Source organism: Marinobacter sp. tcs-11, from assembly GCF_002049515.1.
Taxonomy (GTDB): Bacteria; Pseudomonadota; Gammaproteobacteria; order Pseudomonadales; family Oleiphilaceae; genus Marinobacter; species Marinobacter nauticus.
Genome location: NZ_LLYU01000004.1, coordinates 209,894 through 233,731, shown reverse-complemented (window position 1 = coordinate 233,731; position 23,838 = coordinate 209,894). Strand labels below are relative to the sequence as shown.

17 protein-coding genes and 1 tRNA gene are annotated in these 23,838 nt (G+C 51.1%); 8 read left to right on the top strand and 10 right to left on the bottom strand.

Features of this window, described 5'->3' with window-relative positions; genetic code table 11:
• Positions 1 to 17: 17 nt before the first annotated feature.
• From ARC85_RS07160 to ARC85_RS07145, 4 genes are read right to left on the bottom strand one after another with little or no spacing between them, the layout of a single operon-like run.
• Complete coding sequence (locus ARC85_RS07160; RefSeq protein ID WP_286714598.1) at positions 18 to 947, bottom strand: HD domain-containing protein; 930 nt, start codon at positions 945 to 947, stop codon at positions 18 to 20.
• A complete protein-coding gene (locus ARC85_RS07155; RefSeq protein WP_286714597.1) occupies positions 944 to 1,228 on the bottom strand; it encodes a hypothetical protein in 285 nt (94 codons plus the stop codon). The genes ARC85_RS07160 and ARC85_RS07155 overlap by 4 nt, the downstream gene beginning before the upstream one ends.
• Positions 1,225 to 2,427: an Arm DNA-binding domain-containing protein gene (locus tag ARC85_RS07150; RefSeq protein ID WP_286714596.1), complete on the bottom strand. Its 1,203-nt coding sequence runs from the start codon at positions 2,425 to 2,427 to the stop codon at positions 1,225 to 1,227. Before ARC85_RS07150 ends, ARC85_RS07155 begins: the two co-directional genes overlap by 4 nt.
• Entirely contained in the window at positions 2,420 to 2,656 is a 237-nt protein-coding gene (locus ARC85_RS07145; RefSeq protein ID WP_094625154.1) for a hypothetical protein, read from the bottom strand. Before ARC85_RS07145 ends, ARC85_RS07150 begins: the two co-directional genes overlap by 8 nt.
• 151 nt (positions 2,657 to 2,807) lie before the next feature.
• Between ARC85_RS07145 and ARC85_RS07140 the strand changes: the two genes are divergently transcribed.
• Positions 2,808 to 3,014 (top strand): helix-turn-helix domain-containing protein, encoded by a 207-nt coding sequence (locus ARC85_RS07140; RefSeq protein WP_286714595.1) that lies wholly within the window; start codon positions 2,808 to 2,810, stop codon positions 3,012 to 3,014.
• A gap of 58 nt (positions 3,015 to 3,072) precedes the next feature.
• Here ARC85_RS07140 and ARC85_RS07135 read toward each other — a convergent pair whose 3' ends face one another.
• Positions 3,073 to 4,254, bottom strand: coding sequence for a cysteine desulfurase family protein (locus ARC85_RS07135; RefSeq protein WP_286714594.1), 1,182 nt, complete (start codon positions 4,252 to 4,254; stop codon positions 3,073 to 3,075).
• Positions 4,255 to 4,416: 162 nt separating this feature from the next.
• On the opposite strand from ARC85_RS07135, the gene ARC85_RS07130 reads away from it, so the two are divergent.
• Genes ARC85_RS07130 through ARC85_RS07115 form a run of 4 tightly spaced genes read left to right on the top strand, consistent with a single transcriptional unit; the run spans position 4,417 to position 10,743 of the window.
• Entirely contained in the window at positions 4,417 to 5,367 is a 951-nt protein-coding gene (locus tag ARC85_RS07130) for a DUF4007 family protein (protein ID WP_286714593.1), read from the top strand.
• Positions 5,367 to 8,762, top strand: coding sequence for an ATP-binding protein (locus ARC85_RS07125; protein WP_286714592.1), 3,396 nt, complete (start codon positions 5,367 to 5,369; stop codon positions 8,760 to 8,762). The genes ARC85_RS07130 and ARC85_RS07125 overlap by 1 nt, the downstream gene beginning before the upstream one ends.
• 4 nt (positions 8,763 to 8,766) lie before the next feature.
• A complete protein-coding gene (locus ARC85_RS07120) occupies positions 8,767 to 9,603 on the top strand; it encodes a phosphoadenosine phosphosulfate reductase family protein (protein WP_008940479.1) in 837 nt (278 codons plus the stop codon).
• 36 nt (positions 9,604 to 9,639) lie between these two features.
• Positions 9,640 to 10,743 (top strand): TIR domain-containing protein, encoded by a 1,104-nt coding sequence (locus ARC85_RS07115; protein ID WP_286714591.1) that lies wholly within the window; start codon positions 9,640 to 9,642, stop codon positions 10,741 to 10,743.
• On the opposite strand, the gene ARC85_RS07110 is transcribed toward ARC85_RS07115, so the two are convergent.
• From ARC85_RS07110 to ARC85_RS07090, 5 genes are all read right to left on the bottom strand, one after another.
• Positions 10,744 to 16,095, bottom strand: a complete 5,352-nt coding sequence (locus ARC85_RS07110; protein ID WP_286714590.1) for an FtsK/SpoIIIE domain-containing protein — start codon at positions 16,093 to 16,095, stop codon at positions 10,744 to 10,746. It abuts the gene before it with no gap.
• Entirely contained in the window at positions 16,092 to 17,624 is a 1,533-nt protein-coding gene (locus ARC85_RS07105; RefSeq protein WP_286714589.1) for a hypothetical protein, read from the bottom strand. Before ARC85_RS07105 ends, ARC85_RS07110 begins: the two co-directional genes overlap by 4 nt.
• Entirely contained in the window at positions 17,621 to 19,453 is a 1,833-nt protein-coding gene (locus ARC85_RS07100; RefSeq protein ID WP_286714588.1) for a hypothetical protein, read from the bottom strand. Before ARC85_RS07100 ends, ARC85_RS07105 begins: the two co-directional genes overlap by 4 nt.
• A gap of 673 nt (positions 19,454 to 20,126) precedes the next feature.
• Positions 20,127 to 20,203: transfer RNA gene (locus tag ARC85_RS07095), tRNA-Arg, on the bottom strand.
• Positions 20,204 to 20,397: 194 nt separating this feature from the next.
• A complete protein-coding gene (locus ARC85_RS07090; protein ID WP_286714587.1) occupies positions 20,398 to 20,943 on the bottom strand; it encodes a YaeQ family protein in 546 nt (181 codons plus the stop codon).
• Between the two features lie 78 nt (positions 20,944 to 21,021).
• Here ARC85_RS07090 and ARC85_RS07085 point away from each other — a divergent pair, with 78 nt between their 5' ends.
• From ARC85_RS07085 to ARC85_RS07075, 3 genes are all read left to right on the top strand, one after another.
• Positions 21,022 to 21,387: a CidA/LrgA family protein gene (locus ARC85_RS07085; protein ID WP_011783992.1), complete on the top strand. Its 366-nt coding sequence runs from the start codon at positions 21,022 to 21,024 to the stop codon at positions 21,385 to 21,387.
• A complete protein-coding gene (locus ARC85_RS07080; protein ID WP_286714586.1) occupies positions 21,380 to 22,102 on the top strand; it encodes an LrgB family protein in 723 nt (240 codons plus the stop codon). Before ARC85_RS07085 ends, ARC85_RS07080 begins: the two co-directional genes overlap by 8 nt.
• A gap of 156 nt (positions 22,103 to 22,258) precedes the next feature.
• Positions 22,259 to 23,821 carry an ABC transporter substrate-binding protein gene (locus ARC85_RS07075; protein ID WP_011783994.1) on the top strand — a complete coding sequence of 521 codons (1,563 nt, stop codon included), beginning with the start codon at positions 22,259 to 22,261 and terminating at the stop codon, positions 23,819 to 23,821.
• Positions 23,822 to 23,838 lie beyond the last annotated feature (17 nt).

Here is a 23,838-nt window from a genome sequence, read left to right as displayed (position 1 = left end):
GCCATGTCCCAGTTGAGTCACAATGACACCTGGTTCGGCAGCCAAAAGCTACTTGGTGGCCCAAAGCCTTGCGTTTTGGCGAAGCGTTGCCACTGCGGCCGCTCCGCAAAGGCTTGTGCCCGAACGTTTAGTGCGGAGTTCATTCTGTCGGCATAGGCGATGGCCATAACCCCGGGCAGGAGAGGGCGATATCCCGCCGTAGCGTCCTTGGCGGTTAGCAGGTAACGAATCGCCAAGGCACCATCTGACCATTGACGATCCAGCCACGACAGTGCCTTTGCTAAGACCTCCAGAGTCCAATGCTCATGTTTCAGGACAAAGCCCGGTGCAATCGTGCCGTTTTCGTCAAAGCAACGGATTTTCCCGATGTCATGCATCAAGCCTGCGATGGCACAGAGCCACGCTTCGCGCTCATTCATGTCCGGTAAGGACTGCAGCGTTAATCGTGCGACGGCAAGGCTGTGGTCGGCGAGCCCGCCGGCAAATGCGTGATGGTGATCCTGGCTCGCTCTGGCCTGGAAGAAGGGCACACCGATGCTGGACTGTCCGAGGACCTGCCACGTGAACTTTCGCAGGACAGGAACCGGACATGTACTGACCCATGTCTCGGTTTCATCGACGAGGTCTGGCTTGGACACCTGCGAGGCAGGCAGGCAATCGAGACCGTTAAGGGCATCAATCCGGCTCAGCTTGTAACCCGTAACTGGGCCCTCGGTTGGTGATTCGCTCGACGGGTATAACAACCTGACGGGGCCCCAACTGGTGTCTGGGAGTGAAGGGCTATGGCCGTCGGGCTCAAAAATGACATCCAGCACATCTTCGCGATTCTCCAGAGTCATCTCCAGGACCGCTCGACCAAAATTGGCCTCCAGAATGGCCACCCTTGTAATGGTTCCCTCAAAAGAACGGAGGTCACCCGCACGGGGTAGGGAGCTGACGTCCTTCATAGGCTAGCCTCCATACGCAGCAAATCACGCTCAAGTCGTTCGATCAGCCATGGAAGCACTAGCCGAACGCCTTCGTCATCAGGAGCGGTCAGGGTATTCCGGATCCAGGTTTCCAGTGCCTGGGTGTTGGTTTTCTCCCAGCCGAATCCCAAAACACATACCAACGAATCGTCCTGAGGAATGTGGAGGCAAAACTGCAACGCCTTTGCCAGTCGCGTCAGTACAGACTGAGGCGGCGGATAGGCCGCCTCAGTGAAGTGAATAACCGGATAGCTGTTCATGACGTCACCTCGTCTTTCGGGGCACTGCTGGTTGCTTCGAACTCATTGATCAAAAGCCGCTCAAACGCAGAACCATCCCGACGGGTCAGGTTCGGCACATATCGGCTGTACACCCGGAACAACATTTCCGTTGTGGTATGGCCCATCTGCCGGGCAATCCATTCCGGATTCTCGCCAGCAGCCAGCCACAACGTCGCGGCGGTGTGGCGAGTCTGGTACGGCCGGCGCTTTCGCAGCCCCAGATGGCTGAGCAGGGGATACCACACCCGTTTGGTGACGTTGTTGTGGTTAAGCGGGTTTCCTTCACGGTTGCAGAACACAAAGCTCTTGTTTCCGGTAGCCTTGTGCTGGTCATTGAGGGCATCGTAGACGAGTTGAGGCATTTCAATGTGGCGGTAGCTGCCATCGGTTTTGGTTTGCTCGATTTCCCCGTTCACCAATGCCTGGCGAACCAGAATCTGCCGGCGTTGAAAGTCGACGCAATCCCACTGCAAGCCATCGATCTCGCCGGTCCGAAGACCGGTAAAGAAGCGAACGGTGTAGTAGTTCCTGAAATCCGCCCGAACCGTGGCGAGAATCAGACGAACCTCCTCCAGTGAAAACGGCTCTACATCGGACCGGGGCACCTTCAGTGATTTGATCCCCTGGTAGGGTGAGGTAAACTCAAAGCGGTTGGCTGCCTCTCCCAGAATCATGCGCAAAGGCGTCATGATGCGGTTAATACGGCTGGCGGAAAGTGGCTTTTTGCTCCGGGTTTCTACTTTGGCGAGTGACGCCCGGAACGAAAGAATTTCCTGCCTGGTGATGTGGCCAACCTCCTTCTCCCCAAACTCCGGGATCAGGTAGTTCCTCAGGGTTCCTTCGATGGTGGTGATGTGTGACTTTCGCCACTGCACCCGCATCTCATCCAGCCAAGTCTCACAAAACTCACTGAACAACGGCGTGTCGTGGGCTTCGCGAGACCGCAGAAGATCTGCTTGGCGGGTGAACTCCTGAGCACGAGGGCTGTTTGGGAAATACGTGTGGTACTCGAAAGTACCCAGTGTGATTTCCGCTTCGATTCGTTTGAGAATCGCCTGGAGTTTTTTTCGATTTGTGGGCGTGTTGTCCAGAGCCGTTTGCTCTCGGCAGCGTTTGTCCCGGTAGCGGAAGTCAAAGAACAATTTGCCAGTCTCTGGCCGTTCTACAATCTTACCCACGACACACGCCTCCCCGTGCCATCGGCACGGCAAACACAGTGCTGCTGGCCTGGTCAAACATGTCTTGCTCGACTTTCTCCCAGATATAGAGAATCTTCCGGCCGCCAAAGGGGCGGAAATAATGGATGCCCTCAATCAGCACGGAATCCTTCAGCCGTTCACGGATGGTCCGAGCATCGTATTTGATGCGTTGAGCGAGCTCTTCGGTGGTCAGATACTCTTGTGACATAACAATTCACCTCTGCTATGGTTTGGTGCTGGAGAACATGGTGCGCTGTTAGCGCCTCAAAATGTCCTCCTGAAGATTATTATGCACTCATAAAGACCTTTTGCAAGTCTTTCTGATCTCCTGCGAGTTAATTTGTTCTTTGGTGGGCCAAATGATTAAGTGCCATCTGTCCAAACTGATGGGCGAGAAGAAGCTCAAAATTGTTGATGTGGCGAGGGAAACAGGGGTGAACCGGGGGACGATTACCCGGCTTTATCACGAAACAGCGAGTCGTGTGGAGCTTGAGACGATAGACGCGTTATGTCGATTCTTGGGATGCGAAGTGGGGGAGCTGTTCGAATTTGTGGAGGACTCCTAAAAGGGAGTCCTCAAACAATGAAGCATGTGAGTTCGTGATTGGGTGCTCGCCCGGCTGGCTATGCTGTAGAAAGTGTTGTTGATAGTGAATTGGTGAGCCTGAGTAGCGCATGTTCGAGCAATTCCACTGCGTTATCGACTTCCTTCTCCGTGGTCTCAAAACCAAGGCTGAATCGTATGGCAGATTCAGCCTCTTCCGTCGTTAAGCCGATGGCTTTCAGCACGTGAGACGGTTCAGGAATGCCTGAGGTACAAGCTGAGCCAGTTGAAGCAGCTAGCCTCGGTTGTAGTGCGCCCAGAACGTCTTGAGCATTCAAGCCTTCAAATCCAATTGATATGTTGCCCGGATGCCGATTTTCCAGCTCCGCTCCAAACAGTCTTGCGGAATAAGGTAGAGCCAGGAGCTTATTCAAAAATCTGTCCCGAAGGGTACGGAGTTCTTCACGTTTATGGGACGCTTCGGACGAGCTTACATAATCACTTGCTGAGGCCAGTCCAACGCATAATGGGGTTGGTAGAGTGCCAGGGCGAATACCTTTCTGTTGGCCGCCGCCGTATACTAGAGGTTCGATTTGCTCTTGAAGTTCACGGTTTATGTAGAGTGCACCTATGCCTTTTGGACCATACATTTTGTGACCAGATAGACTGAGCATGTCTACATGAGACGCGAAGTCTGCCACAGACATGGCTAGGGGAGCTTGGGCCGCGTCGCAGTGAAAAATGGAACCGTGTTTTCGCACAACCTCTGACAGCTTTTCGATGTCTTGTATCGTGCCAATCTCATTGTTAACGGCCATGATTGAGACCAACAGTACGTCGTCATCCATCAAGCGCTCTAGCTCGGAAACGACGATGTGGCCTTTGTGGTCAACCGGAATGATATCAACGACGAAGCCGTATTGATCTTGAAGCGCGCGCCCAGCCGACAAAATGCACTTGTGCTCAATTGCACTCAGCAAAATTCTTGTTTTTGATGACCCTCTCAGTGCAGCACGCCTGCCCAGCCCAAGAATGGCTAGGTTGTTCGACTCTGTAGCTCCAGAAGAAAAAATGATTTCGTCGCTGTCTGAACCGATTAGTTCAGCTACGCGCTGAGCTGCTGCTTCAACTGTAGTGGCAGAGCGCCAGCCAAGTGCATGGTCCGAGGAGTGGGGATTAGCGAAGGCTTCTGAGAAATGTGGCCGCATTTCGTTCAAAACATGATCAGCAACCGGAGTTGTTGATTGATAGTCAAAATACATAGCCTTTGCCCTAGCAATTAAGAAATTAGTTCTAAGCGAAGCTTTTCCGTGCAAATAATCATCAATGATCAGGCTTCTGGATGAAGCTTCCAGAGACTAATTGACCATAGCATAGGGGTGTATTACAGTCACCTGGACGGATCATCCAGGAGAAGAAAGTGCATGGCACGCGGATTACTGTATCAGCGGAACTATAAACCTCAATTTTCAGGGCATGAGACGTTTCCACTCCGATACGGGTGGTTAAAAAAATGCTTTGATCGTGTGGCTCAGACTGAGGGTGAGACCGCTAATAAGTCCCTGTGTTGGGGGCATGATGCTATTGCGATATTTGGAGTTGGTAAGAATATGGTTGCCTCAATTCGGCATTGGGCAACTGTCGCAGGAGTTATCAAGGAACTTTCGGGAACGAGCCAAGTTACTACAACCGCGCTCGGTAAGTTCCTTTTCGGGCAGGATGGGGTGGACCCTTATCTAGAAAATCCGAACTCACTATGGCTGATTCATTGGAACTTGGCGACAGAGTGGGAAAAGAAAACGACATGGTATTGGACGTTCAGTTATTTCTCCGCCGTCACATTTGAGCGCGACAAACTCGTCAAGAGATTGCAGGAAGAGTGGCCTGCATCAGCTCATGCAACGATTAAGAACGACGTTGCGTGTTTTTTGCGTACCTATTCTGATCAGCCCTCGTCTGCGAAAGGTAGGCGAGACGATTCTCTCGAAAGCCCTCTTACCGAGCTTGGTTTAATAAAGCACGTATCGCGACAAGATGAGTACCGGTTCGTCCGTGGTCAGAAAAACACGCTAGGCGACGGTGTCTTTGTTTTTGCCCTCATGAAATTCTGGCAGGAATTCTCTCCACAGTCTTCAACGCTTGCGTTCGAGGCGATTGCCCACGAGCCCGGGTCTCCAGGGAGAGTCTTTCTGTTGGATGAGAATGATGTTGCTGATCGTTTGTTTAAACTCGACGGCTTTACTAATAGTGCTCTTCGTTGGTCAGAAACCGCGGGCTTGAAGCAGGTTATTCGGACCTCAGATCTGGACTTCGATAATGCGCTTGATTTTGTTAAGAAAGATTTCGAAAGCTCAGATGATAGAGAGGCAGCCTAGTGGCTTTGATTGATCGCGTCAGCATTGCTCGGCGTTTCCAAAAATCTATACAAATTGACACGGATCTAGGAAGTAAAGAAGCCCTGGATGGATTTGTATGCCCTCAGTCGTCAGCTGATGTTCTTATTTCGATGGCTCGGCACAGCTCCGAAACCGGGCAGGGTGCATTTACCTGGACAGGGCCATACGGTAGTGGCAAGTCAAGCTTGGCAATTGCTCTAAGCGCTTTGCTGGATGGGAACGCTGAGTTACAAGAGCAAGCGGCGTCTGTCTTCGGAAATGAACTCACCCAAAAAATGCGAGAGGCTTTTCCGACTGGTGAACTAGGATGGCGAATCCTGCCGGTTGTTGGAAGACGAGGTGATCCGGTTAGTGTCCTGGGAGAAGCTTTAGAGAGGGGCGGTTATGCATCTCCAAGCTCGGAGCTGAACTGGACAGAAGATAGCATAGTGGAAAGTCTTGTTTCTCTGGCTATTAGCGATGCATCTGCGCATGGTGGTCTCCTCTTATTTGTCGACGAGATGGGGAAGTTCCTAGAAGCTGCTGCTCAGGACGGATCTGATGTTTATCTTTTCCAGCGAATAGCAGAAGCTGCATCGCGGAGTAACGGTCGACTTCTTTTCGTAGGCGTCCTACATCAAGCGTTTGACGAATATGCCCATCGGCTTTCACATGAACTGCGAAATGAGTGGTCGAAAATTCAAGGACGTTTCGTTGATTTGCCCGTTAATACGATGGGCGAAGAACAGATTGACCTCATTTCTCGTGCGATTGAGGTGGACGGAGGCAAGCCGAAGCCTGGAAATCAGGTGCAAACTGTTGCGAACATTGCGCGTAAGGAGCGTCCAGAGAGTGCGGGGCGATTGGCCGAGATGTTGGCTAGGTGTTGGCCTCTGCACCCTGTTGTAGCTTGCCTTTTGGGTCCCATTTCTCGCCGCAGATTTGGGCAAAACCAACGTAGCATTTTCGGCTTCCTCAACTCTTCTGAGCCAAATGGATTTCAAGATTTTCTCCGCTTGGCGGATGAAGCTGATGTCTACACGCTGGATAGGTTATGGGACTATCTGCGCGCCAATCTTGAGCCTTCGATTCTGGCGTCTCCAGATGGTCATCGATGGGCGATTGCAGCTGAAGCTTTAGACCGGTGTGAGGGTAATGGCGGGGATGATTTCTTAGTTAAGGTTCTAAAAAATATAGCACTTGTAGATCTGTTTAAGGAACGATCGGGGCTTGTGCCAAGCTTCGAGCTGCTTCAAACCTGCTTCCCTGATCATAGCGAAGGCTCATTGAAAGATGCGCTCGCGCTCCTGGGTAAATGGTCACTGACCATATTTAAGAAGTTTCAGGGCGCCCATGCCATCTTTGCCGGCAGTGATTTCAATATTGATCAGGCCCTCGGCACGGCGTTGGAGGATATTGCAGAGCTGGATTACAAAAAGCTTGAATCCTTGGCTGGTTTACAGCCTGTTCTCGCCAAGCGACATTACCATGAGACAGGCGCCATGCGATGGTTTGATATGAATATCACGCCCGCAAAGGACGTGCTGAGGGTGGCTGAGGGGTTTAAACCAAAGAATGGGGTCATTGGAGAGTTTCTGCTCGTTGTTCCCACCAAAGGCGAAGATGAAGAACAGATTCACGACCTTTGCCAACAGGCGGCCGACTTAAGTGAAGAATGGGATATCGTGGCGGGCTACTCACAGCAAGCCTGGTCGGTCGTAGTGCTGGCGAAGGAGTTGTTGGCGCTCCACAAAGTTAGCAACGATCACCCCGAGCTTGCTGGTGATCCGGTAGCGAGGCGAGAAGTATCGGCAAGAATTGCTGAGATGCAGGCGCAGTTAGAAATGGAATTGAGCAAGTTTGTTGCCAATGCTATCTGGTGCCGAAAAGGAGAGGTCGCAAAGCAATACAGTCAGACCGGCTTGAATGGTTTGGCTTCGGAGCTTGCTGGCAATCGTTATAGTCAGTGTCCGACACTTCACAACGAGCTTCTGAATCGTCAAAAGCCCTCAGGCAGCGCCATAGCGGGCCAGAATGCGCTTCTCAAACGCATGATTATGCGAGAAGCCGAGCCACGCTTAGGCATTAACGGTTTCCCCGTAGAGGGAGGCTTGTATGCTTCGCTCTTGCAAGCCACAGGTCTTCATGCTGAAACCGAAAATGGTTGGCGTTTTGTTGCGCCGTCTGAGAATGACGAGCAGCATAACCTAGCTCCAGCCTGGAATGCTGCAATTCAATATATTAAAGATCGTAAGGATCGGCCCGTAACAATTGCGGAAGTATTTGATAACTGTTGGGCGAGAAAGCCGTTCGGTATCAAGCCGGGGCTGATGCCCGTGTTATCCGTTGCGTTCATCCTCAGTCAACGAGATCACCTCGCTATATATAGGCAAGGTTTATTCCGGGCCACATTTGATGATGTGGACGTGGATTACCTGGCAAAGGATGCGGAGACGATCCAATTACGTTGGATGGATCTCGATAAGGTTTCGCGTAGCTTGCTCTCAGAAATGGTCGATCTCGTGCGGGAGCTTGACGGAAAAAATGAGCTCATCCATCTCCAGCCCATCGACGTTGCGCGGGGGTTAGTTGCTATTTATGAAAAGCTCCCAAACTGGACGAAGCGAACCATGCGACTGTCCTCTAGAGCCGTCCAGGTTCGAGATATGTTCAAGCGTGCAAACGATCCGAATAAGTTTCTATTCGATGATATTCCAGCTTTTGTCGATCCACAGAGTGCGGACATGTCAGAGCAATTTGATGTTCACAATGTCGTTTCTGTCGTGCGCGAGGGGCTTCAAGAGTTGGTGCAAGCATACCCAGCGATGGTAAATCGACTTAGGGACATGCTTCTTGCTGAGTTGCAAGTCCCCAATCTCTCACCTCAATCGCTCATTGAATTACGCGATCGCGCGGAGAACGTGAAGGAACTCGCTGGTGATTTCCGTTTGGACGCATTTGTGGGGCGGCTTGCAGAATTTGATGGCAGCGACCAAGGCTTCGAATCTATTGCCAGCCTTGCAGCAAACAAACCACCGCGAGATTGGGTTGATCCGGATATGGATCGAGCGTCAATAGAGCTCGCTTCTATGGCGCAAAAGTTCCTCAAAGCAGAAACCTTCACAAGGATAAAGGGCCGGCCTGAGAAACGGCATGCAATGGCAGTACTTGTTGGTAAAGATGGAAGGCCAACACCACTTCTGCAAGAGTTTGAAGTTACTGACTCCGACCGGGAAGAGATTGAGCATCTCGTTGATAGGGTCACGGAGACCTTGGATGGGGCTGGAACGATGAACAAAAATATTGTTCTCGCTGCGTTAGCACAATTGAGTGCACGATACATCGAAGACCCGAAGTTAAAGAAGTCCAATTCAGAAAATGGTGAGGTCGCGTAGCGATATGGCAACCAAAGAAAGGCATGTTTTAGGTTTGTCCGGGGGAAGGGATAGTGCTGCCCTGGCTGTGTACATGCGGCAACACCATCCTGAAATCGATATCGAGTATTTCTTTACCGATACTGGTAAAGAGTTGCCCGAGGTATATGAGTATCTTGGCCGCCTTGAAGGATTTCTTGGTAAGCCAATCCAACGTTTGAATCCCGATCGCGATTTCGATTTTTGGTTAAAGCAATACAATGATTTTTTGCCTTCTGCCCAAACAAGATGGTGCACGCGTCAACTGAAACTCCGACCGTTCGAGCAATGGGTTCGGCCCATGCTGGATGAGGGTATGACCATATACAGCTACGTAGCTATTCGCGGGGATGAGGAGTATCGCGAGGGATACGCGTCGAAAGACGACAACCTTATAGTAAAGCTTCCCTTCAAAGATGCCGGTATCGACAAGGCCGATGTCCTAGATATTCTAGAGGGAGCTGGCCTGGGGCTACCGAAATATTATGAGTGGCGTACTCGAAGTGGCTGTACGTTCTGCTTCTATCAGCAGAAGATTGAATGGGTTCGCTTGATGGAGCGCCACCCAGAAGCTTTCGAAGAAGCCAAAGCCTACGAAAAAAATGCTGTTGAACACGGCTCACCGTTTACTTGGAGCCAAGGCGAGTCTCTGGAAGACCTAGAAAAGCCTGCCCGAGTACAACAGATAAAAGAGGACCACGAGGCACGTTTGGCTAGGCAGAAGAGTAAATCTCAACAAAACCCTCTTCGCAGTGACAGTGAGCCTTTGGATATTGATGACCTTTATGGGAAAGCGAAGGTCTGTCTTGCTTGTCATAAATAAGATGTTATCTGTCCACATTCCCAAGAGCACGATTAGATGGAAAATTTCGTAACGGCTTTAGAAAAGTTTTTCTACGAAGTTATCGGCCAGCTCTTGCCTGGGATGTTTTTGCTTGTTGGCTTATTCTTCGTGCTTCCAGGTGATTTCGCTGAGGAATTCAGGCCTACCGGGCAATTCGAGATTTGGGTCTTCCTTGCGGTGTCATACTGCTTTGGTGCAGCGCTGGCGGCACTCGGTCAGTATTTTTTTATTCCGGTATATACAAAAAGCGCTCAGGTTATTTTTAACCGTTTTTTCAAAAAAGAAGAAATTGATGAATCCGAGATTAAAAAGCTCTTGGTTAGTAACAAAGGTCTTAATAAAAAATTAGAGAATGAGGATTCCTATAAAATAATAAGTAATCGATTCAAAGGAGTGCGGTCTCTACGGACTTTGAGGAACGTCGCAATGTCCTCGATCGATGGAGCCGATAAAGAAACGACTGTTAGATTGATGTTCATCAGCCTTTTGTCGCAGGGCGTTGCAACTAGCATCCTAATATTGACAGTGGTTTCTGTTGTTTCCATTTGGATTGATGAGATCTATCCTATTTTTGGAGCGATCCTAGCATCTGTTCTTATTTTGCTTTTGGGTGTAGCGCTCGCTCTGCCTTTTGTACTTCGAGAGCGTGAGTTTTTTGCTAGAGCTCGGAGGTTGCCTCTTGACTGCTATATCGCGACTTTAGAATCTTCCGCGGAAAGCGAGAGTATATCTCAAGATTTCCGCAAGGTTATTTATCTGTCGGGAGGGCATAGATCCGGATGGCAAGATTTTATTGTGAGAAGTGCCGGTCGATTTGAATTTATAGATCCAAGTAAAAACGGTCTTTCTGATTCTAAGGCCTACACGAGCTGGGATTTATATTCGATTGATAAATGCGATATTGTTTTCGCCTATTTTGAGTCCACTAACCCTAGTGGTTACGGTCTTGCATTGGAGGTTGGATACGCGGCCGCGAAGGGGAAACACGTTATCTTTGTCGATGAGAAATCGGAAAGTGACCAAAACCTCTCTAAGTATATAAAGATAATCAGAGAGGCTTCAGACGCTGTTTTTGAGTCGATAGATGAAGGTGTCAATTATCTAAAGTCGTTGCCATAGCTATTGAGCACGATTGAGCCAAGCATTTTTGACCAGGGTGGCGAGTTCTTCAATCTCCTCCTCAGAAGCGAACGGAACCTGTGCAAGAATCACATGGCCTTCTCCGGAAAGCTTCGCCGCTAAGTGGCCTCTACCAAGTAGTCTTTCTGCACCGGCTTCGTCGAGAACTAGTATCGAGTTTTTCTTGTCTGCCATTTTCAGCACGAGCCGGTTAGTGAGATTCGCTCTTAACTGCATTGGCAGGGCGTCTTTATCTGGTCGTTGCGTGATAAGCACGAGGTTGATACCAGCTGCTCTAGCTTTTACGCCTAGCCGGCTGGCATTCAGATCAACGGCATCTCTGTATTCATTGATCATCATCCAGTCGGCTAACTCGTCGTGGAACAGCCAAATCCTTGGAAGTTGTTCGGAGGGCGGAACCTTCCGGTTGTAATTATCCAGCTTGGTCACACCTTTCTCAGCTAGTAGCCGGTTTCTGCGTTCCATCTCTGCAACCAGCTCTTCCAGGGCTTGGGTGGCTTCGCCTTGCTCGGTTATAAGGTCGCCATCAAGGTGCGGCATGTTGCGAAGCCAAGGAAAGTCTATCCCCGCCTTAGGGTCAATCATGCGAATGCGAGCCTTCTGGGGGGAGTTGGTCGCACAAATGTCCAATAGTAGAGACTGGACTAAAACACCTTTACCACTGCCAGTCTCACCCGCGATCAAGGTATGAGGGCCATGCGGCTGGAGTCCGGCGAATTCATTGCCAACATTAAGGTACAGCAACTCACCATCGGATTCTTTTGCTCCGAGAAGCAAGCTGGTATTTGATTCAGGTGCGGTTGAGGGAAGCTGCCTTCTTCGCCAGAGATCCCTCAGCCGCAGTATCGCCCTATGTGGTCGCTTTACCATAATGATGACTTCCATCGGAGCGGCCATCACGTTAATAACATCAACGGCGTGGGAGGTTAGCAATTCTTGGCGTTTTTTCTCGACCTTGGGAATCGTAAGATCATCGGATCCTCTGAAGCGTATAAGCGCTGCGTTGGGTGTGAGCCTCGCTCCGAGAAGTTCGGCCGTCATGTCGTAACCGCGTAAAGCCCGCTGTAAAGCTTTTACAGTTGTGTCGAGCCAAGTATTTGTTTCCTCATCATCGTCTTCTGAAGCGCTGCCACCACTGACCCATTCTGCAAGTTGACGAGAAGGCCACAGATCCAACAATTGATCAGGAATATCAGAATCGGCGACTTCTGGCTCTTGAGCTTGCTGGGGCCGTTCGGGTTCCTCGTGTGAACTGGAGATAGGTGTACCGCGCTCGCCTGACACTTCCGATTCAAAGTTGCTATCGGCATCACTCCTGCCGCTTTCAGGTTCTATGGGCTGAGCAGGTGTTTCGGATTCTGAGGTGGTTGATATGGTTTCTGTCGATGCGTTTCTGGACGTTAAGGCATCATTCCAAATCTCAGAGTCAGTATCGCCTTCTGTACCGGCAGCCCTGTTGATTTCGGCGAAAGCCCGGAACATTTCCGCAACGCTGGCCTTGTCAAAGACTTGCTGAGAGCAGTGTGGCATTCCCTTCAAAGGAGTAGCACCGCCGGCATCAACATATTCGTCATTGTCGTGGACGAAAACATGAGAAAAGCCCGCGAGCTGTATCGGTACTCCATCAAGCCTCACCTCATCTGACCATCTATGCAGGTCCCAATCATTCATAGAAGCAGCGTCAAAGGGGTCCATGCCCTCAATCATGAAATCACCGATGCGATTAAGCCATATATCGCGATCTATGCGCGTGTGCTTCGGCTCAATGGCTCGCCCTAGGCGCGCGACGGTCTCTTCTAGTTGCTTTGCGGATTTCTTTGCCTGCGCTCGGTAACCGCTGGAGGTAACAAACTTTGCTTCTGATATGGCCACCTTTAGAACCGGCTTGCCATCGATGATGCGTGGTGCGATCGCCATAATATCGGCTATTTGCTCCTCACGCTGGCCAAACCAGGAAGCAAAATCATCCAGAAAATACCAACCTATTGGTTGATTCCGACCGCCAAGGCTACGTTGAATTTTTTCCATCGATAACACGATACCAAGCAGTTCATTCGCATAGTGGCCATATCGAGCTGCACGCATTACGACTTGTCCGGACAATGTATTCGCTTGGTCAATCAGCTTATCAATGACAGCCTCATTGCCTTTCGTAATTGATGGATCGATCCTATCTAGGCGCTCTTTGAGAAGCACTCGCAGAAGCTTCGGCTTCGATGTTGTCGATACAACGATGTTCCGATCCATGCGCCGATCTCGTATGTGGCGAATAACCCGAACACCGTTATTGCTGAGTAGGCGCCGATCCACGAGCTCATCGAAGTTCACTACCCATTCACCGATTTTATGGGTTTGAGTGAAGATGTTGCCGATATCGCCATCGCGGAAATTTACCTCCCGGGCAGGTATAACATCACCTGGAAGAGCGTTATCTCCGTTAAGAAATTCGTTGATGAGGTTAAGGTAATTTTGCCCGGCTCGGGGTTGAACTGGGCAGGCCAAATAGACTGAAGTTGATGTATCCGCCAAGTTAATTGGTCGACGTCGCGACCACCTCGCGGGCACATGTGTAGTCATCTCGGGGTTTCTGTCCCCCGGAGCCCTTTTCCAAACCAATTGGGCGTTTCTGGCCACGACATCTTGCAGCGCTACAAGATCTGCGGCTCGATCAGAATCGTCATCCGGAATCTTGGCCGCATCCAAGAATCCAACCCGCAATCGAGACAGGAAGTTCCTCGCCGCCTCGCTGGCCATAACGGAGCCAGATTCTTCGCTTACAGATACATTCTGTTGCTCATATATTCGTCTGATACGTTTAGGCTCTGAGTGGGTAAGCAAAAGATCACATTGGAGCTGATTCTCTTGCTCAACCTTGCTGGAGAGTTCCGAAGCGAGGGCGCTCGGCAAGGCTTTGGATTCAGCGTTGTAAAGAACCACAGAGAAGTTACTGCGTTCGTGAGGCAGCAACTTTAGATATTGTTCTCCGACATCACTAAAGGCTTTTGCGGCAACACCTGGTTCAATATCGAGTGCATCATCACTGTGTTGAGACTTTCTTAGTGGTGGCTCAGCCAGTGTGTAATCAAACGATGTATCTGCAGCAGAAAGCAGTTGCGTTTGGTCGTGATCAAACCCAATGCAAACTTCTGGATAATAGTTTGTGCGGAGTTCCGTTTGGATTTGAGAGAAGAGGAGATCCGCGCGAAAAATATCATTCTCTTCAGCATCCAAAACATCGTTCACTAGTTTGGCTGCCTGATGTGCCTTTACGCTAATCTCAGCGAGACGTAATGGATGCCAGGGGGCAATGATCGCAGCGAGGTTGCCTGCGCCTACATTGGCGACGCCCAGCCGCAGAACTTCCTTGCATAACTTTTCGCGGGCAAGATCGTTGTTTGCCCTGTATAGAAGTGAGGCAAGTAACTCATTGTAAGCTTCAGCTTGCATGATAAAGGCTTTTGATCCGATGCCAGCGCCTTCTTGCGTAACCCATGCACGGATTGCTGTCGAATATGCGGTTAAGAAACTATTGAAACGTGTCTGTATCTCCTCAACACTGACTAGCCCCAATAGGTTCGATAATTCAGTTAGCTGTTCTCGAAAATATGCACTTCGATCGCCGCTACTACTATTCGGGGCAACAAGCTTACCCGTGTTTGAGTTTGAGACATCGCGAATTGTGTTGATGTCGTTTAAATCGATCCGTTGTATGCTTCCCTTGGCGCTCACTGATTGCCTGGTGATATCCGCCGTGGGTAACAAAGCATATTGTTCCGTCTCGTTTGCGACGCTCAAAAGGTCTTCAGGCAGTGCTGTCGCAATAGCGTCGACCGGCATTTCCCAATGAAACACCAGTTTTGTATTAGCGCCTTCAGGATCAAGGACAACTTCGAATTTAATTGAGCGAGCTTCTTTAGAGCCGGAATTAGATTTGGCGAGATCTGATTCGACGCGTGGAAAGTAAAACTCCTCTAGCTTTCCGAAATCAACTTCAACTTTTTCTCCCAGGATTGCTTCCAGGCCGCGGTATCGGAATGCGAAGTAGCGTGCGACTTTGGGATTTTTCGTACGCCAAAAACTCTTCTCTCTACTGCTAGGGATACGAATGGTTAGTTTCTTCTTTTTCAGTTCCTCGTCATTAACCCGACGACGTAAGCTGTCCAATGTTTCAATTAGTCCCACTAAGAAATCTTGGTAGGTTTGTGGGTTACGATAAACATAGCGCTCCCACTTGCCAGACAGTTTTTTGTCTCTAGCCAGGTGCTCCCGATGCGTCTCGAAAAAGGCCTGTAGGTCTTCTGAGGGATCTTTCGGGAAAGAACTCGCAAGAAGCTCACGCTCCTCCTCTTCAAGCAGGTCATCGAATTCGTCGTCAAAGAATTTAATTGTTTCTTCACCGAGGGGCTGAGAGGAGCTTTTATTTACACCTTCGAAAAGCTCAGAGATCGATCTCCAATCTAAATTCACCAAGCTTTCCTGTGAGGGTGACCAGCTATCAATTCGTAAGTCAGAATCGAGGAATGCTTTAATCACCTCTTGTTCTGATGCTTCGAGGCGATCAGAAATTTCTTCAAAATTAGTGCGGAGATGCTCGCGAGGAATTGGCTCGCCTTTTTCCGTTTCTTGTACCAGCAGAGGGCGGACTTTAGTGTGGAGGCCTCTGAATATCTTGCTCCATTCACCAGTGTTGTCTCGCTTTTTCTCCGGGATGCGGTCAAAGTAGCCCGAAAACTTGGGCAGTTTCAGGCTAGGCAGCGCGTTATCAACAGCCTTTTGCAGGGGGAGGCCATCCGCGGTGATTCCGCGAGCAATCGAAAGCACGAAATCTGCAAACGTTTCAATTGTGCGAGCAGCGTGAGATTGATTCGCTGCCTTCAGGGCGGTAATTAGATGTTCCCGTTTGGTTTCATCTAGATAGGCAGAGGTTAATCCTGCCTGATCGATCCAGGCTGCGTAGCGACTTCGAAGCGTATCAGTCTCGATCTTGGTGACCTTCTCAACACTTTTGTCGTTGCGTTGGAGCTCTTCTTGCGAGGCAGCAAAGAGAACAGCTCGGAATTCATTCGGCAGCCGACAGTGGCGCCAGTGAGTAATGGACTGGTTACTTCTCGCAGAATCGGGAAGGTCGTCGTTTGGGTCGAATAGATTAGCTATCCGGACCAAGACAGTTGATGCGGTGGTGGGCTCGGATAGCACCGACTGTGCGATAGAGCGAATGATTGAAGGTTCCAATCCGAGCATACAAAAACGCATCGAACCATCCGCCTCTTGGTCGAGCTGAGCCCGAATGAAATCTTGAGCGACGGCCGAGATTAGTTCGTTTCGTGTCATTTGTTGCTCCTAAAAGGGTTCTCGACATAGGCGCAATCATCAGAGAGGCGGCGTAGCAACCCCAGAGTCCTTAAGCGTTGTTCCAAGCGTTGGGTATTTTGTAAAAAAGCATTTTGATCGGTAGGCAGTGTTCCGAAAGCTCTTTCTGCCTCATTCGGGCCGATTATTAACCGGAATTTTTCATAGAGTTTGGAAAGAAAGCGGTGATATTCCTCTCGTCCCTCGTCCACAACGCACATGACAAGTGCTTTAAGTAGAGAATCATCGGGTGAGTACCAGGTTCCAGACCCTCTACGCGATACTGCCAACCCAATTTGTTTCGCCCATTCCAGGTGGACCTTTCCAACGTGTTGTTGGTGACGGCTTTCTGCGTATTCCCTTAAGGCTTCAAATATAGTCTCTGGGTCACCGGAAGGGATGCCGTCGGCAGGCTGCCAATCGTATCGCTGAGCGAGATATTCCCGCACTGCGTCAGCAGGATCTCTTGCCTGCAAAGCCTCATGCCATCGCTCATCGTTTTTAGCTGCCTCGATATAAGCGCGCACAGCCCTTATGGGTAGCATTCTGTTCGCCCCGAAGTTCTCTTTTGAAAGTTCGAACAGTGTTGTTCTCTTTGGAGAAGCTATCTCCAGAACGAACTTCGGTTCGCTGGAATCTCCAACTTCCTCATTCGCTCTTCTAAGCATGTAAATGAGCATGTGAAGAGATGAGAGGCGCATCAAAGGATCAAGTAGGGCCTCACCAGTGAGATCTAAATTAAGTAGCGTCAGCCAAGTCTGAGAAAGATCGCCGTACTCCCTTCGTTTGGCGAAAGGTAGATACCCGATCGTGCTTGATACGGGATTCGAGTCGATTCTGTATCCTTCAGGGAGTAAGGCTCGAACGACACGGTTCCATGTTTCGTCGTGGCGTAGCAGTTTTTGAGAAATTAGATTAGCGAGAAGCTCGCCGTTGCCACTGCGATTGAGCATGAGGTAAAGAAGTTCGCCGCTCCTAGCAAAGAAGCGCCTGTCTGGGCTGTTATTGGCGTTTGCAGGCAAGTCAGCGTAAAGGCAGTTCGGGCCATAAGGAAAAAGAAAGCGTGACGTCCATCTGCGCTTCCGATGTGGCTCGACTGCAGTTGTTTGAAAAAGCTCAACCACTCGGGAGAGACGAGCAAACGAGCCAAAACGGTCTTGGAGATACCTGAAGTCGTCGTCAGAAGAAAACGCTTTGAACCATTCCTTCCATCGCTCCGGGTCGGTTTGATAGCTGTCTTCTACAAACCGAAGGTGTGGGTTGTTAAAGATTAGCTGCCTGAGAGGAAGGAGTCGTGGAATGTGGTACGTAAAGGCTTCATGAGCATCCTCTCCCCAGTGTTCCTTCAGAGCCTTCGCCTGCTCCTGGCGGGATTGAAATATTGCTAGGAACTCTAAAAATACGAGCCAGGGCGTTTGGTCGTTGTACAGGCGATGGCCCCATATAGCTTCATCAACCCACACATTGACATCTTTTCTGTATTTCGCCGGAGCCTCAAGGCGTGCCTTCATGAGTCTAGCCTTATTCGAATATTTTCGGGGTGCACTCGCCCTTCGTTATCTACAGTAAGAGCCTCTAAGTTTATCTCGTCGCGAGTTGGTTCTTCGCCAATCAACCCGTCTAAGCGGGTTATGAGTCTGAGCTTGAAGTCCAAAAAATCTTCGTTGCATTGCCGAGAAAAGCTGGCGGGCAAGCTCCCACTTGCTACTCTCACCAAGTACTCGAAATGGGTAAGCTGAAGGGTTAGAGTGTCAATAATGCCGTCGCCATCTGCCGCAGGATCAACTATCTGCATGCAAGGCGTTGCGCCATCTTTATCTAAAACAAAGCTAAGATAGGGATCTCTTCTGTGCCTCGATGTCGGCAAATCGTAGTTTAGAAGGGAAGCAATTCTGCCGCGGCCATCTCCGCCAGAGGAGGCAAGATAGAGTTTGGTCCCTTCATCAATCATCATCCCGCAAAATGTTCTATTGAGTCCGCGGACCAACAGCTCTTCTGTTCGGGACGTGTCACCATCGTCTTTCAAGCCCTCAACAAACTCTAAAAATTGGCCAGAAGCCTGGTAGACGGTCAAGCGCCAGGGATCTAGGGGGCTGGTGGAGGGAAGTGAGAAAAAAAGCCTTTGTCTCTGCCGTGAAAGCGCCTGCATAAATTCTTCTATATCGTCGCGGGCTCCTTCCAGATAGTCCTGCAAATATCGTTTGTAGGCTGCAGCTCCATAATAGATGTCATTGGATACGAATTGGGTGTACGCATCTGAGCCACTATATGGTCCGTAAATCAATAGGTTATCAAATTTGTTGTCGGTTTCGCGCCCAATGCCGAAGGCTTCGAGGATGTTGAAAACTTGGTATTGTTGTCTCTGCCGCTCAGGAAGGTTCATGCCGAAGACGTTGGCATAAGGGTTGGTTAAGCGATAATCCTCTTTTTCTGCGCGATTCTTGGCCGAGCGGCATGTTAAGAGAATGCGGCCACTCTGCCGGTCCCCTAGAAGAATATTGACGCTAAGAAGTAGAAGGTCACGGATTGGCACGTGCATGCGGTTGGCCCGAGCCAGAGTCATCAACTCTCCAAGTCTTTTGCGAAATACCGCTCCGTCACCGCTTTTACGGATTCGTTCGCGATTTAGCCGAATTGGGCATGTTGTCGAACCGTCGTCTCCTAATAAGTCACAGCCTTCGCAGTTTGACCATTGGGGGTGCTCAACAATTTGTTCTATGATTTCGTGGAAGTGATTTGAAGCGTCTAGGCGGCTGAGATTAAAAAGGTAGAGGTTCAATGACTCGTCTTCAATTCGCTCCTCTACCAGCATATCCTCCACAGTCTTGAATATCCGATGCTCTTGCTCCCCTTGGTTATCTGACCAATCACGCCAGCTTGCGAGAAGTTGGCCATCGTTAGCAGCGACAAGATATACATTCTCAGCAGATGCGTCTGTTACCGCACCTGCAAGCCCGCTGAGGACATTTGTTTTCTCATCCTGAGTAAGCTCGCTCAAGTCTTTCACGATGATCAGTGTTTTTCTAGATACAGGGAGCGTTAACGAAACGACCTTTTCGCCTGCATTCCAATGACCTGGGTCACCACCAAAAGCAATCCAAATTTGCCGACAATGGAACGTTTTGCCATCGCCTGCAGTCCCCGTAAGAACGACGTTCCGGGGCTCGGCAGATTCAAAATTTTCCTTAACCTCTTCCAGCTTCGCAGGACTGATGTGAATCACGGGATCAATTTCATGACGCTCGATTTCCGCCTGGATCAGCTCGTCGTACATGTTGTCCCCAGCCGGGATTGGACCGTAATGGCGAAGGAAGGAAATCAGGCCATTTGATTGGCTCATCGCTGCGGACTCCCTGTGCGGCAGTGGTTGCTGAGATAGAAAGCTGACGATGTAATGTGGAACTGAGGCGATTGGAGATGCGAAAGTGATTGGATAATTGTCTTATTTTTAACGATCACTTCATTTTCTCCCTGACAGCAATGCTAGGGTTCAACCCTTACGCAAAATTACAGCTATTCCAAAATCAAGACGTTAGTTATGAATACGTTAAAAGTCCAGAGCTTCAGCTCGCTTCATTGCGCTAGTTGGTGAATGGTGGCCCGGGTATGTGAAGGCATTGCCTTCTGGGACTCTAGCTTGCGACCAAGATCCATCGATCTGTAATCGTGAAATCTAGTTTTAAAGGACGTGAAGGGGGCAATTAGCTGATCGAGAAAGCTGATGGAGCGAGTGAGATTCTGGCGACTCGGATCGTCAGTGTTCTGTGTCCAGACTGGGATGATACGTTTTTCGTGCAATGGTCAAAGTTTTCAGCTCTCGAAATGTCGACCTAAAGTCGTGGACGCACAGTGGACACAATTTGGACACAGGCTCAATTTCGTGTGCCGGACAAGGCAATTATGAAAGCAGGGCAGAGGTCATTACCCTTTTCGAAGCTTGAGCGATTGCAGTTTCGCGAAACAACTATAGAAGGTAAGATCGAGGAGCGTAACGTGTTGATTCGCCATGAAAATGGCCCGCCCGTCAGGATTCGAACCTGAGACCTTCGCCTCCGGAGGGCGACGCTCTATCCAGCTGAGCTACGGGCGGATTTCAACAAGTTTGGCATGTTTGACCGTTGCCTTCGGTTCCGGATTTTTTCTCTGACCCTTGCCTCCGGAGGGCAACGCTCTATCCAGCTGAGCTACGGGCGCATTCGAAATAACGAGTGCTCGTCAATTTCGAGTGCGCAATCTTACGTGTGCCGGCGGCTTCTGTCCAGCCCCGGCCATCAACCGTTTCGTTCAGATTCGAGGTAACCGCTGGCCTGGCGTCAGGTTGACCAGATTCTGCTCGTTGCTGATGGTCACTTCGCTATCCTGGATGCTTACCTGCAAGGTCATGGACCGTTCTGCCAGGGCCGCCAGTGCGGCTGTTCCTTCTGCGGGAAGGTCGACAATAGTAAGGTTGCTAAATCTTTCCAGCTTGTTATGGTGCTTGTCCCACCACACCGGCACCGCACGCCCGCCGTAGGTATAGAGAACGACCTGGTTGGCCTTGTTGCAGGCCTTGCGCAGGCGGTCTTCCTCGGGCAGGCCCAGTTCCACCCAGAGTTCGATGTCTCCGGTCAGGGATTTTTGCCAGAGTTCCGGCTCGTCGTCTGTGCTCAGGCCTTTGGTAAATTCCAGGTTATCGTTGGCGTTGAGGGCGAAGGCCAGCAGCCGGATCATCATCCGCTCGTCGGTTTCAGAGGGATGGCGGGCAACGGTCAGATGGTGGTCGGCGTAGTAGTGCCGGTCCATATCGGCGATATGGAGGGTGGCTTTGAAGATGGTGGCTTTCAGTGCCATTGAATGAATAGTCCTGTGGTCTTTGGGCGGGTCAGGGCGTTAGTGTAGAGCATATTGAGCGTGGCGGGGCATAGCAGCATGGTGTTGTTGCGGGGTTTTCTGGTTCTGGTGGTGTTTTTTCTGCTGGGTGAGGCATTGCGGGTACTGGTCGGCCTGCCCATCAGTGGTGGCGTGCTGGGGATGGTGATGGTCACGGCCACTCTGATGTTGAGGGGGCGGGTCAGTGATCAGTTGGCGGAAGCCAGTCGCGGGCTGATCTCGGTGCTGGTGCTGCTGATTTCACCGGGTGTTGTCGGGGTGTTCTTTATTGCCGATCGCTTTGCGGGCCACTGGTTTTCCGTTGCAGTGGCTTTGGTTGCGGGTACCTTGCTGAGTTCCGTGACCACGCTGTGGCTGATGAAGAAAACAGCGGGAGATCGCACCCGGGGGCACAGTCATGACTGAGTTCGACGGACGAATGCAGGAATTGCTGTTGGTCTGGACCACAGGCCCGATGCTTTCCATTGCCCTGACGCTGGCGGCGTTTATGGCGGCAAACTGGTTGTTCGCGAAGGTGGGACGCCCCCTGTGGATGCCGCCGGTATTGATGGCGGCGGTGATTCTGGCGGCGGCGGTGGCGGCCAGTGGTATTGGCTATGAAACCTATCAGCAGGGGGCGCGCTGGTTAACGGTATTGTTGGGCCCGGCGACGGTGGCCCTGGGTGTGCCTTTGTATCAGCAGATGCACCATATTCGCGCGCTCTGGCGGCCAATTCTGTGCACCTTGCCACTGGCGGCCAGTCTGGCGGCTGTCTATGCGGTGGGTATTGCCTGGCTGATGGACGCTCCGCTTTCCATACTGGCGTCGCTGGCGCCGAAGTCGGTTACCGCGCCCATTGCCATGGGTATTGCAGAGCAGCTGGGTGGCTCGGTTGCGCTCACCCTCGGCGGTCTGCTGATTACCGGCGTACTGGCCTCGGTGTTTGTGGACTGGGGTGCCAAATGGATGAAGATTTCCGATGACCGGATGGTGGGTTTTGCCCTGGGGCTTAATGGCCATGCCATTGGCACTGCCCGGGCGTTTGAGATCAGCCCCACGGCGGGCGCTTTTGCCTCCCTGGGGATGGGATTGACGGGTGTGTTTACGGCGCTGTTTTTGCCCTTTGTCTTTCCGTTCTGAGGCTGCTGCTTTTTGGGTCATTCACCATACGAATAGGTCCATGTTGCAATTTCGATTGCCGTAAGGGTTTTCCGAGACTAGCTTGTTTGCCAGGCAATCGGTGCCGTCCTGCACCGATGTTCCGTGAAAATTCCTAAAACAGCGACGGAAAACGCGATGAAAAAGATACTGGCAGCTTTTGTTGGCTCCATGGCCCTGGCGTCTGCGCCTCTGGCCCTGGCAGCCGACGCGACCAAAGAACTGAAAATGGCGTACGACGCCGATCCCGTAACCCTCGATATTCATGAGCAGTTGTCTGGCGGCATTCTGCAGTTGTCCCACATGACCTTTGATCCGCTGTTGCGCTGGACCAAAGATCTGGGTTTCGAGCCGCGCCTGGCAGAAAGCTGGGAGCGTGTGGACGACAAGACCATGCGCTTCAAGCTGCGCGAGGGTGTGAAGTTCCATTCCGGTAACGAACTGACCACGGCCGATGTGAAGTTCACCTTTGAGCGACTGAAGGAAAGCCAGGACTTCAAGGCGATTTTCAAACCCTTCAGCGCCATCAACGTGATCGACGATTACACCTTCGAGCTGGTCACCAGCGAGCCTTACCCTCTGCTGCTGAACACCGCCACCTACATTTTCCCGCTGGACAGTGAGTTCTATTCCGGCCAGACCGAGGATGGCAAAGACAAGGACGCCATCCTCAAGCACGGTAACTCCTTCGCTTCCGAGAACCTGTCCGGCACCGGTCCTTACACGGTAACCGAGCGTAAACAGGGCGTGCGTGTCGAGTTCGAGCGTTTCGATGATTACTGGGATACTGAGTCTCCGGGCAACGTTGGCAAGATCGTGCTGACTCCGATCAAGGAAAACGCCACCCGGGTATCCGCTCTGCTGTCCGGTGGTGTCGACTTCATCGCTCCGGTTCCGCCCAATGATCTGGACCGCATCAAGCGCGACCGCAACAGCGAACTGGTGACCATGAGCGGCACCCGTATCATCCTGTTCCATATGAATCAGGAGCGGGTTGAAGCCTTCAAGAACCCGAAGGTTCGCCAGGCCATCGCCTACGCCATCAACCAGGAAGGTATTGCTGCCAAGATCATGAAAGGCTTTGCCACGCCGGCAGCACAGATGTCGCCAGCGGGTTACCAGGGCCATAACGAAAACCTGAAGCCTCGCTTCGATGTTGAGAAAGCCAAGCAGCTGATGAAAGAAGCCGGCTATGAGGACGGCTTTACCATCACCATGATGGCCCCCAACAACCGCTACGTGAACGACGACAAGATCGCGCAGGCAGCGGCGGCCATGCTGGCGCGCATCAACATCAAGGTGGATCTGAAAACCCTGCCGAAAGCCCAGTACTGGCCGGAGTATGACAACCGTGCCGCCGATATGATGCTGATTGGCTGGCACGCAGACACCGAGGATTCGGCCAACTTCTACGAATTCCTCACCTTCTGCCCGGATGCTGACAGCGGTGATGGCCAGTACAACGCCGGCAACTACTGCAACCCGGAAATCGATGCCCTGGTGGAAAAAGCCAACGTGGAGACCGACCTGGACAAGCGTGCGGCCATGCTGCAGGAAGTGGAGCAGCGTCTGTACGACGACGCAGCTTTCGTACCGCTGCACTGGCAGGACCTGGCCTGGGCCTCTCGCAAGGGCGTGAACATCGAGCCGGTGCTCAATGTCATGAACTTCCCCTACCTGGGCGATCTGGTTATCGAATAAGGGGAGCGTGCTCCCTG

What these genes read in the sequence shown, in the direction of transcription:
- ARC85_RS07160 (WP_286714598.1), bottom strand. Translation starts at nt 947, where the DNA reads ATGAAGGACGTCAGCTCCCTACCCCGTGCGGGTGACCTCCGTTCTTTT.
- ARC85_RS07155 (WP_286714597.1), bottom strand. Translation starts at nt 1,228, where the DNA reads ATGAACAGCTATCCGGTTATTCACTTCACTGAGGCGGCCTATCCGCCG.
- ARC85_RS07145 (WP_094625154.1), bottom strand. Translation starts at nt 2,656, where the DNA reads ATGTCACAAGAGTATCTGACCACCGAAGAGCTCGCTCAACGCATCAAA.
- ARC85_RS07140 (WP_286714595.1), top strand. Translation starts at nt 2,808, where the DNA reads ATGATTAAGTGCCATCTGTCCAAACTGATGGGCGAGAAGAAGCTCAAA.
- ARC85_RS07135 (WP_286714594.1), bottom strand. Translation starts at nt 4,254, where the DNA reads ATGTATTTTGACTATCAATCAACAACTCCGGTTGCTGATCATGTTTTG.
- ARC85_RS07130 (WP_286714593.1), top strand. Translation starts at nt 4,417, where the DNA reads ATGGCACGCGGATTACTGTATCAGCGGAACTATAAACCTCAATTTTCA.
- ARC85_RS07120 (WP_008940479.1), top strand. Translation starts at nt 8,767, where the DNA reads ATGGCAACCAAAGAAAGGCATGTTTTAGGTTTGTCCGGGGGAAGGGAT.
- ARC85_RS07115 (WP_286714591.1), top strand. Translation starts at nt 9,640, where the DNA reads ATGGAAAATTTCGTAACGGCTTTAGAAAAGTTTTTCTACGAAGTTATC.
- ARC85_RS07110 (WP_286714590.1), bottom strand. Translation starts at nt 16,095, where the DNA reads ATGACACGAAACGAACTAATCTCGGCCGTCGCTCAAGATTTCATTCGG.
- ARC85_RS07105 (WP_286714589.1), bottom strand. Translation starts at nt 17,624, where the DNA reads ATGAAGGCACGCCTTGAGGCTCCGGCGAAATACAGAAAAGATGTCAAT.
- ARC85_RS07100 (WP_286714588.1), bottom strand. Translation starts at nt 19,453, where the DNA reads ATGAGCCAATCAAATGGCCTGATTTCCTTCCTTCGCCATTACGGTCCA.
- ARC85_RS07090 (WP_286714587.1), bottom strand. Translation starts at nt 20,943, where the DNA reads ATGGCACTGAAAGCCACCATCTTCAAAGCCACCCTCCATATCGCCGAT.
- ARC85_RS07085 (WP_011783992.1), top strand. Translation starts at nt 21,022, where the DNA reads ATGGTGTTGTTGCGGGGTTTTCTGGTTCTGGTGGTGTTTTTTCTGCTG.
- ARC85_RS07080 (WP_286714586.1), top strand. Translation starts at nt 21,380, where the DNA reads ATGACTGAGTTCGACGGACGAATGCAGGAATTGCTGTTGGTCTGGACC.
- ARC85_RS07075 (WP_011783994.1), top strand. Translation starts at nt 22,259, where the DNA reads ATGAAAAAGATACTGGCAGCTTTTGTTGGCTCCATGGCCCTGGCGTCT.